Source organism: Bifidobacterium subtile (assembly GCF_000741775.1).
GTDB lineage: Bacteria > Actinomycetota > Actinomycetes > Actinomycetales > Bifidobacteriaceae > Bifidobacterium > Bifidobacterium subtile.
On record NZ_JGZR01000010.1, the window covers coordinates 1 to 19,871 of the forward strand.

General features: G+C 57.7%; 23 protein-coding genes and 4 pseudogenes. 11 read left to right on the forward strand and 16 right to left on the reverse strand.

Annotated features, from left to right (window positions below; all coding sequences use genetic code 11):
• A partial coding sequence (locus BISU_RS09265; protein WP_034533048.1) for an ATP-binding protein occupies window positions 1-288 on the forward strand: 288 nt, incomplete at its 5' end.
• 80 nt (window positions 289-368) lie between these two features.
• On the opposite strand, the pseudogene BISU_RS09270 reads toward BISU_RS09265, so the two are convergent.
• The 5 genes and pseudogenes from BISU_RS09270 to BISU_RS09290 all read right to left on the reverse strand — a co-directional run.
• Window positions 369-821, reverse strand: a pseudogene (locus BISU_RS09270) (helix-turn-helix domain-containing protein); the annotation flags it as partial.
• Window positions 822-1,110: 289 nt separating this feature from the next.
• Window positions 1,111-2,310, reverse strand: coding sequence for a hypothetical protein (locus tag BISU_RS09275; protein ID WP_024464631.1), 1,200 nt, complete (start codon window positions 2,308-2,310; stop codon window positions 1,111-1,113).
• Between the two features lie 38 nt (window positions 2,311-2,348).
• Window positions 2,349-2,897 carry a recombinase family protein gene (locus BISU_RS09280; RefSeq protein ID WP_024464630.1) on the reverse strand — a complete coding sequence of 183 codons (549 nt, stop codon included), beginning with the start codon at window positions 2,895-2,897 and terminating at the stop codon, window positions 2,349-2,351.
• Window positions 2,894-3,202: a hypothetical protein gene (locus BISU_RS09285; protein ID WP_024464629.1), complete on the reverse strand. Its 309-nt coding sequence runs from the start codon at window positions 3,200-3,202 to the stop codon at window positions 2,894-2,896. The genes BISU_RS09280 and BISU_RS09285 overlap by 4 nt, the downstream gene beginning before the upstream one ends.
• Before the next feature lie 15 nt (window positions 3,203-3,217).
• Window positions 3,218-3,481 (reverse strand): hypothetical protein, encoded by a 264-nt coding sequence (locus BISU_RS09290; RefSeq protein ID WP_024464628.1) that lies wholly within the window; start codon window positions 3,479-3,481, stop codon window positions 3,218-3,220.
• A gap of 108 nt (window positions 3,482-3,589) precedes the next feature.
• On the opposite strand from BISU_RS09290, the gene BISU_RS09295 reads away from it, so the two are divergent.
• Window positions 3,590-4,654: an ApeA N-terminal domain 1-containing protein gene (locus BISU_RS09295; protein WP_024464627.1), complete on the forward strand. Its 1,065-nt coding sequence runs from the start codon at window positions 3,590-3,592 to the stop codon at window positions 4,652-4,654.
• Between the two features lie 199 nt (window positions 4,655-4,853).
• On the opposite strand, the gene BISU_RS09300 is transcribed toward BISU_RS09295, so the two are convergent.
• Together BISU_RS09300 and BISU_RS09305 are read right to left on the reverse strand one after the other, a co-directional pair.
• On the reverse strand, window positions 4,854-5,117 hold the full coding sequence (locus BISU_RS09300; protein ID WP_024464626.1) for a hypothetical protein: 264 nt from the start codon (window positions 5,115-5,117) through the stop codon (window positions 4,854-4,856).
• Window positions 5,118-5,122: 5 nt separating this feature from the next.
• The gene (locus BISU_RS09305; RefSeq protein WP_024464625.1) at window positions 5,123-5,416 is read right to left on the reverse strand and encodes a DUF2089 family protein; all 294 of its coding nucleotides are present in this window, start codon (window positions 5,414-5,416) and stop codon (window positions 5,123-5,125) included.
• A 155-nt stretch (window positions 5,417-5,571) separates the two neighbouring features.
• Here BISU_RS09305 and BISU_RS13580 point away from each other — a divergent pair.
• The 3 genes and pseudogenes from BISU_RS13580 to BISU_RS13590 form a co-directional block, all read left to right on the forward strand.
• Window positions 5,572-5,868, forward strand: a pseudogene (locus tag BISU_RS13580) (transposase); the annotation flags it as partial.
• A gap of 74 nt (window positions 5,869-5,942) precedes the next feature.
• Window positions 5,943-6,335, forward strand: a pseudogene (locus tag BISU_RS13585) (transposase); the annotation flags it as partial.
• A gap of 61 nt (window positions 6,336-6,396) precedes the next feature.
• On the forward strand, window positions 6,397-6,816 hold the full coding sequence (locus BISU_RS13590) for a transposase (RefSeq protein ID WP_411431491.1): 420 nt from the start codon (window positions 6,397-6,399) through the stop codon (window positions 6,814-6,816).
• Window positions 6,817-7,160: 344 nt separating this feature from the next.
• Here BISU_RS13590 and BISU_RS09315 read toward each other — a convergent pair whose 3' ends face one another.
• From BISU_RS09315 to arsB, 6 genes are all read right to left on the reverse strand, one after another.
• The gene (locus BISU_RS09315; protein ID WP_024464624.1) at window positions 7,161-9,068 is read right to left on the reverse strand and encodes a heavy metal translocating P-type ATPase; all 1,908 of its coding nucleotides are present in this window, start codon (window positions 9,066-9,068) and stop codon (window positions 7,161-7,163) included.
• On the reverse strand, window positions 9,065-9,439 hold the full coding sequence (gene cmtR / locus BISU_RS09320; RefSeq protein WP_434533622.1) for a Cd(II)/Pb(II)-sensing metalloregulatory transcriptional regulator CmtR: 375 nt from the start codon (window positions 9,437-9,439) through the stop codon (window positions 9,065-9,067). The genes BISU_RS09315 and cmtR overlap by 4 nt, the downstream gene beginning before the upstream one ends.
• A gap of 424 nt (window positions 9,440-9,863) precedes the next feature.
• Window positions 9,864-11,228: an FAD-dependent oxidoreductase gene (locus BISU_RS09325; protein ID WP_033498310.1), complete on the reverse strand. Its 1,365-nt coding sequence runs from the start codon at window positions 11,226-11,228 to the stop codon at window positions 9,864-9,866.
• Window positions 11,229-11,254: 26 nt separating this feature from the next.
• On the reverse strand, window positions 11,255-13,039 hold the full coding sequence (arsA, locus tag BISU_RS09330; protein ID WP_024464622.1) for an arsenical pump-driving ATPase: 1,785 nt from the start codon (window positions 13,037-13,039) through the stop codon (window positions 11,255-11,257).
• A gap of 30 nt (window positions 13,040-13,069) precedes the next feature.
• On the reverse strand, window positions 13,070-13,483 hold the full coding sequence (arsD, locus tag BISU_RS09335) for an arsenite efflux transporter metallochaperone ArsD (protein ID WP_024464621.1): 414 nt from the start codon (window positions 13,481-13,483) through the stop codon (window positions 13,070-13,072).
• A gap of 53 nt (window positions 13,484-13,536) precedes the next feature.
• Entirely contained in the window at window positions 13,537-14,631 is a 1,095-nt protein-coding gene (gene arsB / locus BISU_RS09340) for an ACR3 family arsenite efflux transporter (protein ID WP_024464620.1), read from the reverse strand.
• A gap of 229 nt (window positions 14,632-14,860) precedes the next feature.
• Here arsB and BISU_RS13595 point away from each other — a divergent pair, with 229 nt between their 5' ends.
• The gene (locus BISU_RS13595) at window positions 14,861-15,229 is read left to right on the forward strand and encodes an ArsR/SmtB family transcription factor (RefSeq protein WP_081672841.1); all 369 of its coding nucleotides are present in this window, start codon (window positions 14,861-14,863) and stop codon (window positions 15,227-15,229) included.
• Between the two features lie 186 nt (window positions 15,230-15,415).
• Here BISU_RS13595 and BISU_RS09345 read toward each other — a convergent pair whose 3' ends face one another.
• Together BISU_RS09345 and BISU_RS09350 are read right to left on the reverse strand one after the other, a co-directional pair.
• On the reverse strand, window positions 15,416-15,727 hold the full coding sequence (locus BISU_RS09345) for a hypothetical protein (protein ID WP_024464619.1): 312 nt from the start codon (window positions 15,725-15,727) through the stop codon (window positions 15,416-15,418).
• Window positions 15,724-15,906, reverse strand: coding sequence for an antitoxin VbhA family protein (locus tag BISU_RS09350; RefSeq protein ID WP_024464618.1), 183 nt, complete (start codon window positions 15,904-15,906; stop codon window positions 15,724-15,726). The genes BISU_RS09345 and BISU_RS09350 overlap by 4 nt, the downstream gene beginning before the upstream one ends.
• 140 nt (window positions 15,907-16,046) lie before the next feature.
• Here BISU_RS09350 and BISU_RS09355 point away from each other — a divergent pair, with 140 nt between their 5' ends.
• From BISU_RS09355 to BISU_RS09370, 5 genes and pseudogenes are all read left to right on the forward strand, one after another.
• The gene (locus tag BISU_RS09355; protein ID WP_024464617.1) at window positions 16,047-17,156 is read left to right on the forward strand and encodes an IS30 family transposase; all 1,110 of its coding nucleotides are present in this window, start codon (window positions 16,047-16,049) and stop codon (window positions 17,154-17,156) included.
• 21 nt (window positions 17,157-17,177) lie between these two features.
• Window positions 17,178-17,786, forward strand: a pseudogene (locus BISU_RS12175) (IS6 family transposase); the annotation flags it as partial.
• Window positions 17,787-17,938: 152 nt separating this feature from the next.
• On the forward strand, window positions 17,939-18,172 hold the full coding sequence (locus BISU_RS09360; protein ID WP_024464616.1) for a hypothetical protein: 234 nt from the start codon (window positions 17,939-17,941) through the stop codon (window positions 18,170-18,172).
• A gap of 120 nt (window positions 18,173-18,292) precedes the next feature.
• Complete coding sequence (locus BISU_RS09365) at window positions 18,293-18,796, forward strand: hypothetical protein (RefSeq protein WP_024464615.1); 504 nt, start codon at window positions 18,293-18,295, stop codon at window positions 18,794-18,796.
• 24 nt (window positions 18,797-18,820) lie between these two features.
• The gene (locus BISU_RS09370) at window positions 18,821-19,189 is read left to right on the forward strand and encodes a hypothetical protein (protein ID WP_024464614.1); all 369 of its coding nucleotides are present in this window, start codon (window positions 18,821-18,823) and stop codon (window positions 19,187-19,189) included.
• Between the two features lie 79 nt (window positions 19,190-19,268).
• Here the strand turns inward: BISU_RS09370 and BISU_RS09375 are convergent, their stop codons facing one another.
• Complete coding sequence (locus tag BISU_RS09375; RefSeq protein WP_024464613.1) at window positions 19,269-19,664, reverse strand: hypothetical protein; 396 nt, start codon at window positions 19,662-19,664, stop codon at window positions 19,269-19,271.
• Between the last annotated feature and the right edge of the window lie 207 nt (window positions 19,665-19,871).

Here is a 19,871-nt window from a genome sequence, read left to right on the forward strand (position 1 = left end):
CTCGCGCGCGCCGACCTGATCATCCTCGACGAGTTCGGCTACGTGCCCTTCGACATCGACGGCGCCAGACTCCTCTACCAGATCATCACCGGCAGCTACGAGAGAAGAAGCATCATCTTCACCACCAACATCGAGTTCAGCAAATGGGGCACGATCTTCGCCGACGACAAACTCGCCGCCGCGATCATCGACCGCATCGTCCACCACGGCCGCCTCATCGAATTCACCGGACCAAGCCGGCGCGTGAGCGAAGCCCTCATGTTCGGCAAGGAAATCCACAACCAATAACCAACAGCACGCTCCACGCCGAAACCCGAAAAAAATAAGTGACCAACCACAAAAAACCAACTTGACTAAAAACAGTACAGGCGGGCCCGGTCCACATCATGTCCGATGAACCGCCACGATCCCGTGTCATGTTCGCCGGCCTGCCCGGCCATGTCCGCGACCGGCTGGCTTTTCGCCAGCCCCACGACCATCGCCTCGAACAACAGCGTGGACCCGCCGCCCGGACGGGCCCACGGCACCGGCACCGCACGCACGCCGTGCTCGGGGCATGATACGCGCGGCACGCCCGCGTGGATGAACGCCTTGCACCGGAAGAAGCTCAAGTGCCGCCACACCCGGTCCCTGACATCATGCATCGGGCACGCCTCCCGCCCGCACTGCGCATGCGGGCAAGAAAAACGCGAGCCGGGCTCGAATCCGATCGTGATGTGCAATTCGCGTCTGCCGCCCTCCCCGTCACGCAACTCCACACCCGAAACCCTCCAGGGATCAGGCAACCGCAAGGCGGCGGCGAACAACAACGTGGTATCCATACCCCCAAACCACCCGCCAGCCACCTCCACCCGACCAGCCCACCCACACCAAACAGCGAAAAGCCAGTAAATAAAATATTGGAAATCAGGTTCAGTAATCCAATGAACGGGAGATTCGGAGAATCGTCGAATCTACCTTGAACTATTAATGCTGCTGTAAATGGTTTTCCGGCTGACGTGGTACTTGTCGGCCATCTCCTGCGCGGCGGGTGCCTTGTCCAGGTAGCATCTCGATGATCCTTTAACGCTGTCTCTATAAGTAGGTAGGCGGACCTTTTGCGGGCACCCTCTAGGAGTCGGCTTCAATGTCTGACTTCAGTCTTTCAAGACTCCGCATGGAATCGTCGGACAGCGGATGCGCGTGGACCAGCACGTATACGTCGCCATCAATGTGAATATGAGTCTCGTATCCCTGGGGGCAGGGCCGATTAACGATGCCCGGCTGCTCTGGATCTGTTCTGAAGTCGTCAGAGCTGATGGAAAAGCCTTTGTTGAAATTAAATGATTCTGTCGTATACATTTTCAGTCCAAGACCTGTGTATATGCACGATACGTCTGCCATGCATTCGAAGATGCGGACCGCTATGCGGTCCGATTTCACGAGAAGATTGGATTGTTGCATGATCTTCTCGTGATCGGCATGATGGTATATCCCGAAGTTGTACAGATCGTAGGTTGCCTCGGAGAACGGCTCATTATCCGAGAATTCTTCAGCAAGCCGGGAATAGAAGCTTGTGGAACGGTACGAGTCAATTATCTTTGGGGTCAGAAACAGATCCACGACCGTGTCCGACAACGGCTTGGTCAGAGAAATATAATGGATCTTATACATCACGTCAGGATCGCGGAGCAGAATCGGGAAGGGATCCACGCTCAGTCGCAGCAGGATGATCTTGGTCACTGCACCCATGATGAACGCATGGAACTCATCACGCATCGCAGGCAAATATCCTACATACCAGGGTTCCGGTCTCTGAATCAATGAATAGAACGTGTGGAACCCCTGCCGGTGAATGTACTTGTTCGCACGAAACAGGGCATCGTCGCGTTCAGGGAAGAATTCAGGCAGGGCATCCTTGACCTCCTGAAACGGGGCGCAGACCTCCGCCAGTTTTCTCCTTATCTTCCCATCGAAGGGAAACTTTCCGCCTTCTTTCCATGTCTCATACAGCTCACTAGATGCGGGATCATCATCACCTGAGAAATATGCCACGACGCGGGCCAGCTCCACTGCGGATCTCACGGAATAGAAAGCGGCATCAAACATGCCACTTTCGAAAAGCTTGACGGCATTACGCAGTTCCTTCGACGCCTCCTCAAAGAAGACATTGAGCTGAAACATGCCAGCGCGCCCCGTGAGCGACATCTCGATATCCAATGTCGCCTGAAGAATGGCATCCCGATCATCAAGACGGCATGGCCGAAGATGGCTGAACCACACATCAGCATCAGTCACCGATGCCCCGTTCACGTCCGCTGAATTCTTCATACTACTCAGATTAGTCTGGCGTTAGAATCCTCTAACAGTCACTCGCGTATGGCGTTGTAGATGGTTTTCCTGCTGACGTGGTACTGGTCGGCTATCTCCTGCACGGTGAGTGCGCGGCTCCGGTAGAGTTCGCGGATCCTGACGCGTTGCTTCCCGTCGAGCTTCGATGGCCTGCCGCCCTTATGTCCTCTTGCCCTGGCTGCCTGCAATCCTGCGTTGGTGCGTTCGCGGATCAGGTCGCGTTCGAACTGCGCCATCGCGGCGAACACGTTGAAGATCAGGACGCCTCCCGGTGTGGTGGTGTCCATGTTCTCGGTCAGGCTTTTGAACCCCACTCCCCTGGACTGCAAGAAGCTCATGAGATCCACAAGGTTCTGCACGCTCCTACCCAACCTGTCGAGCTTCCACACGACGAGCGTGTCCCCGTCGCGGATCACGTCGAGCAGATGATCCAGTTCAGGCCGGTGCGCCTTCGCACCCGACGCATGGTCGGTAAACAGCCGTTCACACCCCGCCTTGGTAAGCGCGTCGGTCTGCAACCGCTCGTTCTGCTCCAAGGTGGAAACCCTGGCATAACCCACGATCATGCCGGCTGCAATGCGTCTCGGCCGATGATCCGACGCAGGTACTCGGAACGGCTCAGCCGCTCACCATCGGCCTTGCGGTCGATCTGCTCCTGCCAGGAACGCGGCACGCGCACCTGGATCTTCACCGTCTCCTCGCGTTCCTCGGCGACACGGGGCCGGCCCAGCAGCACCGACACCGCGTCATCGGGATCATCAGTGTCCGCCGCCTTCATCAGCAGCGCATCCATCCGGGCCTGCGCCTCGGCGCCGCTGCTCGCCTGCGCCTTGGCATCATCCCATCTCCATACCTTGTCATCGTTCGCCATGATAACCTCCCTTTCCTATCGCCTGTCCAGAAAACCCGACTGCTCGGCATTCACATGGAACACCACTATCGTGCCGCCGCCGGTCATCTTCATCACGACCTCGACGCTCGGCACCAGCGGGTCGCCATGATGCAGTCCGGTGAACTTCACATAGGTCTCACCATCCTCCACATAGGTCAGCTGACCCGTGATGTGCCTCGCCGCGTACATGACGTCATCAAGCGAGAACCCGTGTTTGTCCGCCGAAGCGTCCCACTCGATGCCCTTGTCCCTCACCATGATTCAATTGTACCCCAAAAGTGTAGTACAAGCAAGCATGCGCACCAGCCGCCCTATACTCGGAACAGTCACGGACATATGCTCGGCGAAATATGAGAGGATCCGTATATGAACGGAAGTATCACACTGGACAAGCCCATACTGGGAGCCTTGCAGACGGCAGAGAACGCTTTTGTGCCGGCCATGATCAATGACACCGGCAGATACTACGAGCTGACGGTCAACTACGACTACGACCGCGCAGACATCCACGACCAATGGATCGCCAACGCCCTGGAAAGCAGCGACCGGCCGCTGGCCATGCATTATCCCCCGAATGCGGACATCGACCGTGAAAACACGCTACCGAAGGTCCTGCACGTCATCGCCGACGGCAAACCCCTGTCCCTGATCGACTGCACCGTGTTCCCCGGATCCAGACACCCCTCCTATCCCCGAGGCGATGCCGTCAGGATCATGCCGAGAGTCATCGTCCATATACGGCCCGATGAGCCGGTCGAAAGAATCTCCAAGCTCCGATCGGTCATCCCCGGAATGCTCGCATGGTCGGGATCCTACTCACTCACCCACACCCTAACCGATACCGGACAAGGTACAGAGGTCTCCGTACCCTTACGAGCTTCCCCGCCAATCGAACTCGATGAGGCTAGAGGGCTTTCCCTGATCCCGAACGTCATCGCCCACAACAGGCCATTTTCCGAATCGGCACTCGACTTCTCACAGGACGTTGTATTCGAGTCCGTCACCGAGGCACCCGAGGAATGGGACCATCATTTCACGCTTCACCGGCGCATGAAGGCGCTGGTTGCCCTGGCGAGATACGAACCACTCACCTTCACCGGAATGAGCCTCCCCCGACTGCATGAACACGACCAGCAGCACCAAGTACTGTGCCACGATCCAAAAATCGACCCATCCTTCAGTACGAATAACAATCGCCAACAGTTGTTCACCCTAACGGACATCGGGCCGGAGGGAGTCGGGAAGTGGTTTGACCTGTACGACCAATGCCCGCAAGGAATCAACGGACTCAACAGCTCTCGAACCGCGAGGACGGCGAGGGTGCCGTCACAGGCGCCTGTGCGACAGTGGTGCTGCCGCTCCCCACAGCCCGGGTCGACTCATAGCGTCGATACAGATCTTTCGAGCCCCGCCCGAGCAGGGCGTGGCTGAAAAGGCCGATTCACAAAGATTTGATGGTTGCAGTGGCCCATGGGTTCCTCCCGTCGATGCCGGCCTTCGCAAGCGCCATCGCAAAAGGACCTGTGAACTATATCATCTCAGGTCCGTTGCGCTTGAAGTGGGGATTCGTCATCAAAAAACCGCACTGGCAAAGTGCGGTTTTTTGTCTTGCAGCAACAGTTCGAATCGCCTACTCATCCATTAATTTCGCCTTCTCCATCTCCGACAGCCCCTTGCGCTTGCACCAGAGGTCTTCGAGCATGCAAAGGACCAAGGCAAGCAATGTAAGCAGAATCGGGAAAGCGACCAGATGGAGTCCGATGACCGAGCCTACTGGCACACCGATTACGGCAAGGACCACAATTGGAGCGAACTTGTTGATAGACGTCTTGCGGATGACATACCATTCCGCAAGGAACAACAGCACGGAAACGAGCAGAATGATTGACTTCATGATGTTTACCTTCTTTCTAATTGCCGGTAAGTGGAGATCAACTTCTTCGCCGTCTCGTAGGACATCTCACCGTCCAGAGCCAAATTCTTGACCAGCTCGATGAATCGATCGTCTCCCTGATCCACGTCAGAGATTTTCTGAATCAGGCGGTCAACGCGCAGGCGAATCGTCGGATAAGAAACATCGTAGCGCTTGGCCATGCTCTTAAGCGAGCCGGAACACAGGACAAACTGCCTCATGAACTCAAGTTCTTCGCGCTCGAGCTTGTTTAGCCAAGCGGGAGAGTTTTCTTTCTCCATGTTCAGCGACCTCCTTTCAAGAACAATTGTAGACTTTAATTTTATTAAAGTCAATATCAATAATATTAAAACCGACACATCGTGCTGCCATTGGCGGTCGATAACGTCCGGATTTTTGCGCAGTTTTGAGGTGGTGGGAGCATAGCCCGTCCTGTGTGTACGATTTTCAATCGCTGAAAGAGAAAACCGATTGGAAAGCAGGTACGGGCCATGCCCAAGCACATTTTACAGGTGAATCAACCCATGTTCGAGACCCAACTGGACCGGATGGTGAGCGAGAAGGTCACCGAGATCCGTGGGCCGGATGCTGGACGCTTCAGGCCGACGAGATCACCGGCGCGGCCCGCTACGAGCGTTCCTGCGGCAGGAAGGCGTATCGTGCCGGCCATTACGAACGCGATCTGACGGTCAAGGCCGGCAAATTGAGTGTGAGGGTGCCGAAGCTGAAGGGTGCCCTGTTCGAGTCGGCGGTCATCGAACGGTACCGACGCCGCGAGGAGAGCGTGGAGGAGGCGTGTGAATCGACATGTACCTGGCGGGCGTGTCCACCCGCCGCGTCGACGACATCTCCCAGGCGCTGTGGGGAGCGCGGATGCCGTCGCAGACCCTGTCGGACAAGCTCAGGAAGGTCTACGGGGACATCGACGCCTGGCGCGAACGCCCGCTGTCCCAGGCCTACCCGTATGTGTTCATGGACGGCGTGTGGCACAAGCGTTCGTGGGGTGGCGCCGTGGAGAACGTGAGCATACTGGTCGCGATCGGCATCGGGTCGGACGGGCATCGGGAGGTGATCGGCGTGGCCGAGGGATTGACAGGAGGATTCGACCAGCTGGAACTCGTTCGTCTCCTCGCTCATCTCGCGTGGCTTACCGGCGTGCGCCTGGTGACCGGCGACCGGTGCGCCGGACTGGTGAACACCGTCAGTGAACTCCTGCCCGAAGCCCGCCACCAACGCTGCATGGTGCATTTCATGCGCGGGCGTGCTCGCCAAGGTTTCCCCTCGTCACACCCGGTGGGCCGCCGACGCGCTCAAGGCCGTGTTCGCCATGGAATCACGCGACTCGGCCCTGGCCAAGGCCGAGCAGGTCGCCGTCGAGATGGAATCCAGGAAACTCAAGGAGGCCGCCAAGTGCCTGCGGGAGGGCATCGACGAAACCACCACGTACCTGCTGGACGACTATCCCGTCGAGCATCGCCGGCGTATCCGCACCAACAACATGATCGAACGACTCAACCGCGAAATACGCCGCAGAACTCGCGTCGTGGGAGCGTTCCCCGACGGCAGGAGCGCACTCATGCTCATCACTGCGAGAATCCGCTACGTCACCGGCAACCAGTGGTCGACCCGCCGCTACCTGGACATGTCCCGACTCCACGACACCATACAGGAAGCGAACTGACAACGCACACAGGAAACAAAAACCAAAGTGCGCAAGAACCCGGGCACTACCCGCGTCATAGGCGAATATTGAGGTTCTTGCTCCGTATGTAGGCGGTAATGAGAGCACTCAAAGTATCCATTCCATTAAAGCAGTGTGTCCAGTAATGGTGGTAGGAAGTTCCACCTATGAGGTGGACTATTATTTCTCCGATCTGGATGGCTATGTTTTTCATTGTGTAACAGCAATCACTGCCTTTTTTCGATTATAGAGTAGATACTCAGCACTGTAATCAATACTAACGGTACTTTCGATCAGAACTGAGCGCCGATAGTGGTATTTTTTCTTGTCGTACGTTGGGAATCTCATGTGCTGCTCCGTCGTTGTGCTGCGCGCAGTCCGTTGAGGATGACGATGACCTCGGCGCCTTCGTGAACAAGTACCACAGCGGCCAGGCCAAGAACTCCGGTAATGGACAGCGGGAGCAGAATCGCAATGATGAGTATTGACAAAACCACGTTCTCGTTCATGATCGTGCGCCCGCGGTGTGCGTGCGCAAGAGCTTGAGGGATGAGACGCAGGTCGTTCCCAGTAAATGCGACGTCCGCTGATTCAATCGCAGCATCGGCACCTTTGACTCCCATCGCGATTCCTACGTCTGCGGCCGCTAGGGCGGGTGCGTCGTTAATGCCGTCGCCGATCATCGCCGTGGGCTGCGTTCTGCATAGTTCTGCGACAGCGGCGGCCTTATCTTCTGGGCGCAGTTCGGACCGGACGTCGGTAATACCGGCCTGTGCAGCCAAGGCTCGCGCTGTGCGTGGATTGTCGCCAGTCAACATGGTTACGCCGATTCCGCGTTCGTTCAGCGTGCGTATTACCTCGGGCACTTCGGGACGCAGTTCGTCGCGCACTCCTACTGCCCCAACGGGTCTGCCGTCGCTATGCACGATGACGACGGTCATTCCCTCCATCTCCATCGCTCGCACCTCATCAGCCAGGGGGCCAGCATCGAGCCATCGAGGACTCCCGACGCTGACACAGACACCATCGATTACCCCAGAAATACCGCGACCCGCCGTTTCCGTGACATCATCGGCCTGTGGAGCGTCACTCACTGCGCTTGCGATTGCAGTGGCAAGCGGATGCGTACTGTGACCTTCCAAACTTGCCGCCCACTTCAGAACCTCGTTTTCACTCACACCATCGTCCGTCACTACGCGGGTCACGGTGGGGTTATTCCCTGTCAGAGTGCCAGTCTTATCGACTGCGAGATGTCGGATGCCACCAAAACGTTCAAACGCCGCACCGGATTTGACGACCACCCCGAACGCGGAAGCCGCACCAATAGCAGAGACGACGGTGACCGGGACAGCTATTGCCAAAGAACACGGGGATGCTGCGACGAGCACAACCAGTGCGCGCGTAATCCATAGCTCAACGTTCCCACTGAGCAGTGACCCGAGTAGGCCGACCAGTACTGCGAGAATCATTACTCCGGGCACAAGCGGACGTGCGATCCGATCAGCTAGTCGGGCACGCTCACCTTTCTCGCTCTGGGCCTTCTCGACAAGCTCCACAATTGTGGTAAGCGAGTTATCGGTGCCAGCGGCCGTGGCCTCAACGTCGAGCGTGCCCGTGGTGTTAATGGACCCTGCCGAGACATCCATGCCAGGTTCAACTTCGACTGGGATTGACTCGCCGGTGATCGCGGATGTGTCCAGGCTGCTCCGCCCGGCACGCACGATGCCATCAGTGGCAATCCGCTCGCCCGCCCGAACCACCAGCACGTCACCAACGCGCAGATCCTTTGCCTCGACCTCAACCGTTGCATCGCCACGTTTAACCAGTGCGGTCTTTGGCACGAGTTTCAACAATGCCCGCAGTCCAGCGCGAGCACGATCCATTGCCTTGTCCTCAAGCGCTTCCGAAATTGAGTAGAGGAACGCCAGCGCTGCTGCTTCCTCAACGTATCCAAGAATCACAGCACCAGTCGCGCTGATCGTCATCAGCAGACCGATACCAAGCTTGCCTTTCGTAAACAACCCTCGCAGCGCACCCGGAACAAAAGTGTACGCGCCCAAAAGCAGGCCGATCCAGAACATCACTAGACCTGCGGTCTTTGCGCCGGTCAAATCACACACTAGGCCAGCAGCGAATGCAATACCCGATGCAATCGGAATCAGAACGCTCGGACTGCGATACCACGGCCGATCGTCATCATCATCGTCATCGAAGTCAGGATGCTCAACCTGCGAATTTGTTACCGTACTCACGCTCGCACCTCCCGTGCCTCGCAGCCCCTAACATTGCAGTCGGAGTCCATGCATGGCACGCTCTCATCAACTGCAAGTGTCACATCAATAAGGGCAGTCAGCGCATGGGCTAGATGGGGGTCGGCGATTTCGTAACGGGTCTTCCTGCCCTCGGGTTCAGCCACCACGATGCCGCACCCGCGCAAACACGTCAAATGGTTTGACACGTTCGAACGAGACAGCCCCAGTTCTCGAGAGAGAACGGCAGGGTAACTGGGCCCATCTAACAGCGCCATCAGAATCCGTGAACGGGTCGGGTCTGCCATGGCCCGACCTAGCCGGTTCATTACATCAAGTCGATTCGTAATAGTAAGCATGCGATGACTATACATTAGATGATGTACTGTTGTCAAGTCCGGACATCAGGTAGTAGGCAGCTACGGAAATCAGGCACTAACGAAGTCCATAAATCGGGTAGCGCACGTCAAAGAATTGACACAAATTTTGCAACGCGGATGAAGTGCAATCAATAATTGCATCACATTCTGTAGGCAAGAAATCTCGTCATGAACTCCACAGTGAAAACTCTGACCCCGCCTAGTTATATGGCCGTGTAGCGGATCGGCGACAGCCGGTGGAGTGGTCACGTTGAGCGGAAACACTTGCCCTACTCAGGCAAACGTTCTTACGATGCAAGTGCACGGAGTCCTGCGAGACAACGCATTCTCTATGAGTTTACCGACAAGAATCTTGGTTCAGATGGAATTTTGATGTGAGAGCAAATCGTCTCAGCACATAGGAATTGTTTTCTGAGGATTATTGCCAGTGTTGTGCGGTTGTCTGAATGGCGTCCCATGGTGCGGCGAGGGGTGGTGTGTAGGAGAGATCGAGGTCGGATAACTGCTGGATGGTGAGTCCTGCGAATATGGCGGTTGCGATCACGTCGGCACGTTTGGAGACTTCACTGCCGTAGGTTCCTACGAGTTGGCCTCCGAGTAATTGGCCGGTGGTGGGGTCTGCGGTGAGTCGGATGGTGATTGGGTGTGAGCCTGGGTAGTAGGCTTTGTGGTCGTCGACCGTGGCTGTCACCGAGCGTGCGGGAAGTCTGGCACTTTGGGCGTCGGTCTGGCGCAGTCCGGTACTTGCGGCGACGAGATCGAAGACCTTGACCGCTTGCGTGCCGAGGACGCCCTTGAAGGTGGCATCGCCGCCGGCGGCATTCTCTCCGGCAATGCGGCCTTGTTTGTGGGCTGTGGTGCCTAATGGCATCCATGTATTGCCGAGTAAACGGTGTTTGGTGATCACACAGTCACCGGCCGCGTAGATATCGGGTAGACCGGTACGCATGTGGTCGTCGACGACGATCGCATTCCCTGGACCGGTTTTGGCTCCGGCCTTGGTGAGCAGGCCCGTGTTGGGTTGCACGCCGACGACGGTGAGCACGAACTCTGTTTCGATTCGCTGGATGCCGGCTGAGTTGGTTACCGTGACGATGAGATGGCTGGTATGACGTTTGATGCGCTCTACGGTGGTGCCGGTGATGACGGTGACGCCGTGGCGGTCGAGTTCGTTGTGGAGTATCCGGGCAAGGTCTGGATCGAGTGTGGAAAGTATCTCTGGTCCACGTTGGATCATGGTGACAGCAATCCCGCGTCGAGTGAGCGCTTCGGCCATTTCCAGTCCGATATATCCAGCCCCGATGATGACGGCTGTTGTGGGCTGTCGCGTCTTGAGGTCGTGTTGCACGGCGTGCATGTTGTCGATGGTGTGCAGGACGTGTACGCCGTCATCTGGGCCAAGCGCCTTGGGGCCGCTCAGCCCACTGATTGTGGTGCTGGTTGGTCCGGCACCGGTGGCGACTACTAGTTGGTCATAGCCGATTGTCTCAACAGTGCCTGCGGGAGTGCGTACGGTGACGGTGTGGCCGGTAGCATCAATACTGGTGGCACGGGTGTCAAGGCGTAAGCTGAGTCCGGCAGCCTCGAGATCGTTGCTGGTGCGGTGGGCAAGGTCGTGCCAATCGGGCACCTCCCCGGCAACGTGATAGGGGATGCCGCAGATGGAATAGTTCGGGTAGTTATCGGCGACGATAATCGTGACGTCAGTGTGCGGGTCGAGCTGTCGGGCGCGTAGACCGGCCATGATGCCGGCGTCGGAGCCGCCGATGATGAGCAGTCGCATAAGTAGGTAATCCTTTGATGGTGCAATCAGCGAGGAGTGGTGGAGTCTGCCACGGACAGGGGCTGAGTGATGTCGTGTAGACTGTTGCGTCCAATGGGGGGTGTGGGCAGGATGGGAACGACGGCCATGCCTTCGGTGGACTGTTGGACGTGTTCGATCTTGGAAAGTTCTCCGTCTGCGATGGTTTGGAGGAATCCGGAAACAGGGTGTGCTGCGGCGACCGAACGGTTGACGACCCATGCCCATGGAGTGATGGATGCCCGTTTGAGATCATGTTGGAGTTGTTCGGCTTCGAGGATGGGAGTTATCTCGGGCAGCGTGACGATAATCATCTTCGTATATTCAGGATCCTGAAGCCGTGTCATCGGCGTGGCAGCGAGATTATCTCCCATCTGGTGGAGCATCTCGCGGTGGTAGGATCCCGTGGCATCAAGCAAGAGGAGCGTGTGCCCACTGGGCGCGGTGTCGATGATGACGATACGGTTCTGTGCCTCCCGTATGGCTTCGGAGAATTTGCGGAAGACGGCTACTTCTTGTGTGCAGGGTGACTGCAGATCTTCCATGAGTTGGGCACGACCCGTCGCGTCGAGACGAGCCCCCTTGGTAGTCAGAATCTCGTTTTGGTACTCGCGTAGGGCCTCGTCAGGATCAATTTTCGCGATGGTGAGGTTTGCGATAGTACCATCGAGCACGTCAGTGAGATTTCCCGCCGGATCGGTTGTGGTGAGCAGCACGTCGCGACCGCGTTCGGCAAGAGCCACGGCGATCGCCGTGGCCACCGTTGTCTTACCGACACCGCCCTTCCCAAGCGTCATGAACAGTCCGTGAGTCTGCTCCGCTAACTGGTCCACGAGGTCTGCCAGCGGCGGATACTTCCCGGCAACTTCACGGACATGGTTGGCGGCCTGTTCCGATTGTGTGGGAGTAGCAGTGAAGAACTCGCGAAGACTGTTGATGCCAACTACGTTACGTGAGTGCAACGTTGTCGTGTCGTATGGCAGTCGAGCGAGTCCACTGGGGAGAGAAGCAAGCTCCTTATGTTCCTGATCTCGGATCGCCGCCGCCAGAGAATCACCGTCGAGATCAGGCATGAGTGCGTTGATCAGTAGGTGCTGATTACCCATACCGAGAGCTGCAAGTTCTCGGCTGGTGCGATCGGCTTCCTGAATCGCTGAGCGTTGGGCGCGGGCGACGAGCACGAGCACGGTGCGGGCTGGATCTGAGAGCGCGTTGACTGCGGCCTGATAGACGCTACGGCGGGATTCAAGGCCGGCCATGGGACCTAAACAGGAAGCGTCACCCTTGCCCTCGTCAATGAACTGGCTCCAGTCGCCGGGCAACTCCAACAGACGGATGGTATGCCCCGTGGGTGCGGTATCGAGCAGCACATGGTCGTAATCACTAGTGAGGTCGGGATCGGCGATGAGGTCGGCGAACTCGTTGAAGGAAGCAATCTCGGTCGTACATGCCCCTGACAGTTGCTCGGTCATTGCTTGGATTTCCGTCTTCGGCAGGAGGCCGCGTACCGGTTTTATTATTGATTCGCGGTATGTGGCGGCGGCCGCTTCGGGGTCAATCTCCAGAGCGTCGATACCGGGAGCGGTGTTCAAGGTCGTAATCTGGTTGCCAATGTGCTGGTCAAAGACCTGCCCGATGTTCGAAGCCGGGTCCGTGCTCACGAGCAGCACTGACTTGCCTTGGTCGGCCAGAGCCAACGCCGTCGCACAGGTGGCCGACGTCTTACCGACGCCACCTTTGCCGGTAAAGAACGCGAACTTGGGAAGGTGGTCAAGAAAGGTGGGTTGGTTCATGGTTTCTGGTCTCCTATTCTGCGGCGTGGTTCAGCAGCATCCGCTTGCCCCGCAGCAGCATCCGGACTGTTCGGCTGTGTTCTCGGAGACAGGGGTTGTCGAGGGCGCGTCGATACCTGCCATGCGGAATAGTTGGTCGCGTGTCGGGTATGTGCCGGTAAGGACCGTCTGCCCGTCGACCTGGACGATGGGCAGCGCCTGTGAGCCGATACTGTCGAGTGCGTTGCGGACCTGAGAGTTTGCGACGAAGTTTTCCGGCTCGCTGGCAAGGTTGTGGCGCGTTATCGGGATCCCATTGCCCGTGATGGCCGCACAGTCGGCGGTGAACGCGATCAGTGTGGCATCCGGGTCACTGCCACAAACCCCGGAACTGCAGCACATTGCCGGTTCATAAACGTCAATGCGAGGGAGTTGAGTCGCTTGGTGTGATGTCGTATTTTGCATGATGAGATGCTCCTTACTTTCTTGTTTGTTAATGGCTTGACTATTTGTTGTGTTTACTGAATCCTGACCGGTTCTAAGTCGTCGCCGGTCCGGTCGTGGAGTGGGAACAGGTGAGGCCGTAGCCACAAGGCGACATAGACGAGGCCGAGCAGTACCGGCACTTCGACCAGCGGGCCGACGGTGCCGGCTAGGGCTTGGCCGGAAGCGACACCGAACGTGCCCACACATACGGCGATCGCGAGCTCAAAATTGTTACCCGCACCAGTGAACGCAAGAGTAGCGGTCTTCTCATAGCCAAGATGCAGAGCGTGGCCAAGAACGAACCCGAGAGTGAACATAATCGCGAAATATATGATAAGTGGTGCCGCGATACGAGCTACATCCCACGGCTCACGTGAAATGCGTCCGCCTTGCAGGGCAAACAGTACAACCACAGTGAAGAGGAGCCCCCAGGTGGCCAAAGGACTGATTCTCGGAAGGAACCGGTGTTCGTACCATTCACGGCCCTTCATACGCTCTCCGAGCACCCGACTGGCCCATCCGGCCAGCAGTGGCACACCAAGAAATACCAGCACGGACTCGACGATTGCCCAAAACGAGAACCCGACCGAAGTGGTAGACAGGCCAAGCCAACCAGGCAATATTTGCAAATAGAACCAACCGAGACCGGCGAATGCCACAATCTGAAAGATCGCATTGAGAGCGACAAGAACGGCGGCAGCCTCCCGGTCACCACCCGCCAGGTCATTCCAGATGAGCACCATTGCGATACAGCGGGCCAAACCCACGATAATGATGCCTGTGCGATACTCGGGCAGGTCGGGTAGCAACAGCCAAGCCAGCGTGAACATGAGAGCTGGGCCGACCACCCAATTGAGAATCAGAGAGGCGACCAGTAATCTACGATCGTGGGTCACGCGGCCCAGCCGGTCATAGCGAACTTTCGCCAACGGCGGATACATCATGAGGAGGAGCCCCACGGCAATCGGCAAACTTGTAGAACCCAACTTCACCGAGTCAATAAGTCCCGCCAGCCCAGGCCACAGTCGCCCCGCGCCCACCCCGACAATCATCGCCATCAGAATCAAGAGAGGCAACAACCGGTCAGCCGTTCCGAGTCGTGCGTGTGTCTGGGATTGTGCTCTCATCGTGCGACCTCCTGAGTGAACTCAATACATGTATCCGGGAATCCGGTTCGGTTGAGACCGTCGAGATATTCAGCACGGAAAAGTGCTCCAGCAGTGCACCCCATGTAAAGCCCTCGCCTAGCCCGCATACTAACGTTCACTACATTCTCCTCACATAGACGAATATCTATATGACTAATAGTTTATCAACATATAGACAATTGTCAATGCAAGTGAGAGACTGGAGGACATGACCATTACACTGCCGAACCCCACGAGTCGCCAGCAGTCCACCTGTTGCACGCCGACAGAGACGACGATACCTCGCCCAGCCGAGAGCCGGGACCTTGCCCGCAGGCTCAAAGCACTCTCTGACCCCACCCGATTACAGTTACTCCAACTTGTCGCCGCACACCCAGGAGGAAGAGCCTGCATCTGCGACCTCACGGAACCGCTTGGAGTTACCCAACCCACCGTCTCCCACCATATGAAGCTCTTAGCCGAATCCGGTTTCGTAACTCGAGAACAGCAAGGAAAGTGGGCTCACTACACTATTAGACCTGAAGCTCTCAACGATATTGGGCAGCGTCTCGCCAGCCTTAGCCATCCATGCAGTTGAACCCTCACCATTGGCCGGAACTTCTGACAAAAGCGGACAGTTCACAAACATTTCCTATACGCATCCACAGAGTAGCTATTCACGATAACATCGGATTGAGCCGTTCCTGCAGATTCCAGTTAGGCGTACAAGAGAGAGATTGACGGGAAAAGTAGAGGGCAAACCGACTTATGAGACCACCACTGTTTACATTATTCTGCTAGTGCCATCATTGAGTTCTGGAGCATTCGAATAAGGTCCTTCGTCTTCCCTGTCATTATTCCGACGCAGTTTGCGACTAGCGATGAGTCCGATACTGAGAAGCAGCAGCAGGAAATGATGGATCCACTGCAACTGCTTGACCGTCCCCTCGGCAGTGAGTGGTGTCTTTTGCAATTGCAGGAATCGGAACGTGACCCAATCATTCTCAGCGGCATTCAACGCCTGCCCGCTATGAGCATTGACCAGGTTGCGCAGCACACCGGTGCCAGGAATCAGATACGGGTCAACGTCACTCATAGGCTGCTATGCATCGCATACCGTTGGTTCAACCGGTCGAGCAAACCCTGCAAGTCAATGGATCCATCCACATACTCCTGCGCGTCTCGACGGAAGGCGTCGGTGACGCGCCCGCCTTCAAGCTCGGCGGAATGCATGCCATCACGCAACGCCAATGCTCGTCGTGTCCGCTCATCCATTACACCCTCCCTTACTCGCACCTTCCATTATCCCACAATCAGCGGCAGTGCAGCGAGTACCTGAGTTCTAGTTAGAAGTGCAACACCGCTTATGGTTGGGATTGCTGATGTTCCGACCTTTGGGAGGTGCTGCACTCACTATGAAAGCTTATACGCATGTGACCGGGGGTGAGCGGATCAGGATTGAGATGCTGCGTTTCGGGGATCATGAGACGATCCGGCAGGTGGCCCGCCAGCTGCATCGTTCCGCCTCCACGATCAGCCGGGAGCTCAGGCGTGGCCTGTGGTTCGCGTCCAACGAGAACGAGTCGTACCGGCCCTACCATCCCGGGCGGTTGAAGACGGGGGCGTGGACGGCTGGCCCGTTCTATTCGGCGTTGACCGCGCAGCGCAAGGCCGAGGCACGTTCGCGCAGGCCGAGGAAGCCCAGGCGCATGATGGACGCGCGCCTGCACGCGTGGGTGGCGGACGCGTTGACGCGTGGCTGGACGCCCGAGCTGATCGAGGGCCGGTTGAAACTGGAGTATCCGGCTGACCCGTCGATGCGGATCAGCCACGAGTGCCTCTACCAGTGGATCCACCAGGGGCATGCGGACGGCGAGGACTGGCGGCGCTACCTGCCCCGGGCCAAACGCCACCGCACCAGACGGGCGGGCCGCAGGGCCGGGCGTGTGACGATCCCGATGCGCGTGCCACTCGCCCTGCGTCCCAAGGTCGTGGACCACCGAGGTTCGTTCGGCCACTACGAATCCGACACGGTCATCGGTTCGGCTCCCTCGAAGCGGTGCGTCGACACGCAGGTCGAACGCAAAACCAGAAAGCTGTTCGCCCGCCTCATCGAATCCAAAAGCTCGCCGGCGACCGCCAGGGCCGAATACGCGATCTACAGCCGCATCCCCGCAGCGGCGCGCATCGACCGGACCTGGGACAACGGGTCCGAATCCGCGTTGCACCGGCTCGTGGACGAGGCCCTGGGCATGCTCACCTACTACGCCGACCCATACTCGCCCTGGCAGCGCGCCAGCAACGAGAACCGCAACGGCATGATCCGCCGCTACCTGCCCAAACACACCAGCCTGAAGAACCTGACCCAAACCGAACTCGACGACATCGTCACCGAGATCAACGACACCCCCATGAAACTCCTGGACTACCACACGCCCAACGAAGCATGGCAAGAGGAAATATCCAAACTCGGCCTATCATCAAACCAGACCAGCCAACAAGCCAAACGTTGCACTTGCAAATAGAATCCAGCTTTTAGGTTCAGTCTCAGCTACCGTGATATCGTTGAATTGCTACGTGATCGCGGGGTTAGTGTGCATCACACCACGGTCATGCGTTGGGTTCATCATTATGTTCCCATCTTTAAGGCTTTATGGCGCCAACATCAAACCTCCCATACCAAAAGTTGGAGGATAGACGAGACTTACATTAACGTCAAAGGTCATTGGACTTATCTGTATCGTGCAATTGATAGCAACGGTCTGACGCTCGACTTCGAACTGCGAAAGCATAGTGATTATGCGGCAGCCTATCACTTTTTGAAACGGCTTTTGACGACCAATGGTCGTCCTGATCGCTTAGTCACCGATCAATATCGAGCAACACTTAAGGCAGTGAAGCACCTGATGAAACAAGACTACTTGAGCAAATCAGCACACCAATGTTCCAAGTATCGAAACAATTTAATCGAACAAGATCATCGATTCATTAAACGACACCGGGTGCGGTCAGCAAGTTTCCAAAGCATCCGAACCGCTAGTGCAACACTCAGCGGCATTGAAGTCATCCATGCATTACGCAAGAAAACCCGACGAGAGCTAAGCCTCATCGGGTTTTCAGCCGTGGACGAATTAAAAGCGATGGTGCCAGCATAACCTACAACACCCTATCAACAACTAGGTAAAAGGCACACTCTCAGACTATTTGCACCAGAGCCTCTTGAAATGTGCGTAACTGGCTTTATCGCCTGTCCTTTGGATGAGTGGGAAGGAGCCGGTGATTATGCCGGCTTAAGACGATGCCTGGTATGACGACCGAGAACAAGGAACCCGACAAGGAGCAGTCCGCCGAGATGGTTGCGGCCGCCGAACCGGGAGCGCGTGGCCGGACGGCGGGGCTGGCGTTGACCGGCCCGGACGGTCTGCTCAAGCAGAGCCCACCAGGACCATGCCGGGAACGGCGTTGGACGAGGAGGCGGGCGAGCATCTGGGCCGTGAGAAACACTAAAAGTCCCGACCAGTACCGCCGCCCCTCGGCCTGATAGCGAAGCAAGCAAACGCAACAACGTATCCAAGCATTCCACCACACCCCCGCGGCGGACCGATGGAGGAGCAGCACCGAGTAAGGTGGGGACCAACGCAACGCTACAAAAGGGGAAGCCATGCCGATCCTGCTCATCTTCGGATTCATCTGGCTCATCGGGACCGTGCTGCTCCTCGCCCTCAGCCTGCTGATCGGCTTCATCACCGCGCCCCTACGCACCCTCGCGCTCGTCATCGAAAAACTCTGCGGCGTCGTTGCCGTCGTCTTCATCATCGTCGGCGTCATCATGTACTTCGAACACCCTGGCACGTTCTTCAAGGAGCACGACACCCGGATGTTCCTCCTGGCCGTCATCGGGCTTGCCGTGCTAGCCGCCTTCTGCAACTGGTTCCGTACCCGGCCCACGCGCGCCGACCGCCGCGCAGCCCAGCACGCCGAGGAGGTGCGCCAACGGCAGGCGGAGCAGCGCGTCTACGACCAGCTCGCCTACGAGCAGCGCCTGCGCGAAGCCATGCTCGCCCAGCAGGCACCACGGCAAGGCCACGCCGCCACCGGCAGCGACCCACGACTCGGCGGACAGCAGCCCACGATCATCGACACCACAGCCGCCGACGAACACTGACAGCGTGGCAGCAAAGGAACAATCATGGGGATGGACAAAGCACCCAGGCGAACGTCGGACGGCACGCTCATGGGGGCCGACGTGATATACGGATGGAATTTCCTGAGACAGACTGGCATTGACTTCAGCGCATGGATTCCTGTCGACTTCGACGCGACCGTGGAAGGATTCGTGAACCTGCGATGCTGGGCATGGAAAACGCCCTCCCCCGCCATCACGGTGCACATGACGCTCGACGATGGGCGCACCATCAGGTTCAACGTGTTCGGGCCGCGCGGCGGCATCCCGTACTACGGACTCGACAGGATCAAGGACGGCACCCGGCTACGCGTCACCTTCACCCGGTCGAAAAAGGGTTACCACTATCCCAAGCTCGTCGAGATTCTCGAATAGCCCACAGCGGGCGCACGCCAATGAACAGGAATGGCCCGGCACATCGTGCCGGGCCATCTTCATTTCTCCGCCTCACCCGTTACTGCACCGGCTGATTGAACCCGGGGGCATCCCCAGACGGCGACGACTCGGAGCCATGCTCCTCGCCGCCTGCTTCCTTGCCGAGCGAGAGATAGTCGAGACGGGTTGCCGGGTCCGACTGCGCGAAGAGAAGCGTCTGCGTCTGCCGTGAAAGCCTGACCAGGCTCGCGCGTTCGACGAGCTGTTCGCGGGCCATGCCGTAGTCGTCCATCAGCTCACGGGTCAGCGCCCACATCGCGTGCAGCTCCTCGTTGAACGAGAGCAGTTCGACATCCCACGCGTCAAGCCTGCCATCACGCTGCTCCATGCGCCTTGCCCTCTCGGCCCGCGCCTTCCTCCTCATCACGTTCAGGAACTTCTCCCGCTTGTCGTGGCTGCGATTCTGCTCTGTCATAGTTTCCTTCCTTCCACGCGCCCAACCCCCGGACAAGGGGCGGGCGCAGCTCGCCGGACGCGGCCTTACCGTGTCGGTAAACCGCCCGCAAGCGAAAGGATAGGCATGAGCATCTCGACCAGCGCCCGCCCCGGTGCAGACATCAAAGCCCCCATGCCGCAAGGCAGCGGCAAAGGCCCGAAGGACACGGCGCAAAACAGCGTTGTG

Excerpts from the sequence above, each read along its gene's own strand:
- BISU_RS13595 (WP_081672841.1), top strand. The coding sequence starts at position 14,861 with ATGACCATTACACTGCCGAACCCCACGAGTCGCCAGCAGTCCACCTGT.
- BISU_RS09360 (WP_024464616.1), top strand. The coding sequence starts at position 17,939 with ATGACGACCGAGAACAAGGAACCCGACAAGGAGCAGTCCGCCGAGATG.
- cmtR (WP_434533622.1), bottom strand. The coding sequence starts at position 9,439 with ATGTATAGTCATCGCATGCTTACTATTACGAATCGACTTGATGTAATG.
- BISU_RS09305 (WP_024464625.1), bottom strand. The coding sequence starts at position 5,416 with ATGGAGAAAGAAAACTCTCCCGCTTGGCTAAACAAGCTCGAGCGCGAA.
- BISU_RS09295 (WP_024464627.1), top strand. The coding sequence starts at position 3,590 with ATGAACGGAAGTATCACACTGGACAAGCCCATACTGGGAGCCTTGCAG.
- BISU_RS09345 (WP_024464619.1), bottom strand. The coding sequence starts at position 15,727 with ATGAGTGACGTTGACCCGTATCTGATTCCTGGCACCGGTGTGCTGCGC.
- arsA (WP_024464622.1), bottom strand. The coding sequence starts at position 13,039 with ATGAACCAACCCACCTTTCTTGACCACCTTCCCAAGTTCGCGTTCTTT.
- BISU_RS09365 (WP_024464615.1), top strand. The coding sequence starts at position 18,293 with ATGCCGATCCTGCTCATCTTCGGATTCATCTGGCTCATCGGGACCGTG.
- BISU_RS09375 (WP_024464613.1), bottom strand. The coding sequence starts at position 19,664 with ATGACAGAGCAGAATCGCAGCCACGACAAGCGGGAGAAGTTCCTGAAC.
- BISU_RS09300 (WP_024464626.1), bottom strand. The coding sequence starts at position 5,117 with ATGAAGTCAATCATTCTGCTCGTTTCCGTGCTGTTGTTCCTTGCGGAA.
- arsD (WP_024464621.1), bottom strand. The coding sequence starts at position 13,483 with ATGCAAAATACGACATCACACCAAGCGACTCAACTCCCTCGCATTGAC.
- BISU_RS09355 (WP_024464617.1), top strand. The coding sequence starts at position 16,047 with ATGAAAGCTTATACGCATGTGACCGGGGGTGAGCGGATCAGGATTGAG.
- BISU_RS09290 (WP_024464628.1), bottom strand. The coding sequence starts at position 3,481 with ATGGTGAGGGACAAGGGCATCGAGTGGGACGCTTCGGCGGACAAACAC.
- arsB (WP_024464620.1), bottom strand. The coding sequence starts at position 14,631 with ATGAGAGCACAATCCCAGACACACGCACGACTCGGAACGGCTGACCGG.
- BISU_RS09370 (WP_024464614.1), top strand. The coding sequence starts at position 18,821 with ATGGGGATGGACAAAGCACCCAGGCGAACGTCGGACGGCACGCTCATG.
- BISU_RS09285 (WP_024464629.1), bottom strand. The coding sequence starts at position 3,202 with ATGGCGAACGATGACAAGGTATGGAGATGGGATGATGCCAAGGCGCAG.
- BISU_RS09350 (WP_024464618.1), bottom strand. The coding sequence starts at position 15,906 with ATGGATGAGCGGACACGACGAGCATTGGCGTTGCGTGATGGCATGCAT.
- BISU_RS09325 (WP_033498310.1), bottom strand. The coding sequence starts at position 11,228 with ATGCGACTGCTCATCATCGGCGGCTCCGACGCCGGCATCATGGCCGGT.
- BISU_RS09275 (WP_024464631.1), bottom strand. The coding sequence starts at position 2,310 with ATGAAGAATTCAGCGGACGTGAACGGGGCATCGGTGACTGATGCTGAT.
- BISU_RS09280 (WP_024464630.1), bottom strand. The coding sequence starts at position 2,897 with ATGATCGTGGGTTATGCCAGGGTTTCCACCTTGGAGCAGAACGAGCGG.